Below are 1,441 nucleotides of genomic sequence, written 5' to 3'. Positions count from 1 at the left end.
CTCCCTACGTTGTTCTGCGGGATGTGGTGAGCCCTTCGTATGGTTCACCCACCCAGGGGTGCCGGGTGTGGTTCAAAACGCTCTGCCGCTTGTGGCTTTCAGTGATTGGCCGCCCGGCGCCCCACGACGACTCGGCTGCCAATTAGGAATCGCGAATGATCGCTGAGTAGGGAATCGACAGCGAGGTCGTCCGTCGGGAGGCATCAGCAGCACACTGCACGGAGGCACCACATGGCCATGATCTGGGCCGGCATCGACGCAGGAAAGACCCATCACCACTGCGTCGCGATCGACGAGAGCGGCCGCCGGCTGCTCTCCCGACGCGTCGCCAACGACGAACCCGAACTCCTCGAACTCCTCACCGACGTCCTGGCCCTGGGCGAGGCGGTGACCTGGGGCATCGACCTGGCCGACGGCGGCGCCGCCCTGGCCATCACCATTCTGTTCAACCACGACCAGCCAGTGCACTACATCTCCGGCCGGGCCATCCACCGCGCCTCGGAGAGCTACCGCGGCGAGGGCAAAACCGACGCCAAAGACGCCGCCGTCATCGCCGACCAGACCCGCATCCGCCGCGACCTGCACCGCTTACGCACCAGCGACGAGACCGTCGCCGACCTCAAAATCCTCACCGGCCGGCGCACCGACCTGGTCGCCGACCGCACCCGCACCGTCAACCGGCTCCGCGCCCAGCTCAGCGGTATCTTCCCCGGCCTGGAGCGGGCACTGGACCTGACCAACACCGGCCCGCTCACCCTGCTGACTGGCTACCAGACCCCGGCCTCCCTCCGCCGGATCGGGGTCAAACGGCTCGAGACCTGGCTGCGCAACCGCAAGGTCCTGCGCGCCGACCGGCTCGCCGAGACTGCTCTGGAAGCTGCCGGACGTCAGCACACCAGCCTGCCCGGCGAGAAACTCACCGCTCAGATGGTGCACACGCTCGCGCGGGAAGTGATGGCCCTCAACCAGCAGGTCGCCGAGCTCGATAAAGCGATCGAGGCCCGGTTTCGCGATCATCGGGACTTCGAAGTGATCACCAGCATGCCGGGCCTGGGTGTCATCCTCGGTGCCGAGTTCCTGGCCGCGACCGGCGGTGACATGAGCGCCTTCGGCACCGCAGACCGCCTCGCCGGCTTCGGCGGCGTTGCACCCGTGCCCCGCGACTCAGGCAAGATCAGCGGCAATCTCCGCCGGCCACGACGCTACAACCGCCGACTCCAACGCGTCTTCTACATCTCCGCGTTGTTCAGCATCCGCCACTGCGACGAGTCCCACCGGTTCTACGAACGCAAACGAGCCGAAGGCAAGCGCCACATCCAGGCCGTCCTCGCCCTGGCCCGCCGCCGCGTCAACGTCCTCTGGGCCCTCCTGCGCGACGGACGGACCTACGAACCCGTACCACCCACCGCTCTCGCGGCTTGACAGACAGCATTAGGAATCA

Annotated in this window: 1 protein-coding gene; it reads left to right on the top strand. The window is 67.2% G+C overall.

All coding sequences use genetic code 11. The annotated features are described in order from the left end of the window. Nucleotides 1–231: 231 nt before the first annotated feature. Nucleotides 232–1,422 (top strand): IS110 family RNA-guided transposase, encoded by a 1,191-nt coding sequence (locus ACZ619_RS45830; protein WP_469612004.1) that lies wholly within the window; start codon nucleotides 232–234, stop codon nucleotides 1,420–1,422. Nucleotides 1,423–1,441: the final 19 nt, after the last annotated feature.

This window comes from Streptomyces sp. NPDC104367, assembly GCF_055583825.1.
The sequence above is the reverse complement of the archived record's forward strand: the minus strand, read 5'-3'. Positions and strand labels throughout refer to the sequence as shown.

Excerpts from the sequence above, each read along its gene's own strand:
- ACZ619_RS45830 (WP_469612004.1), top strand. The coding sequence starts at position 232 with ATGGCCATGATCTGGGCCGGCATCGACGCAGGAAAGACCCATCACCAC.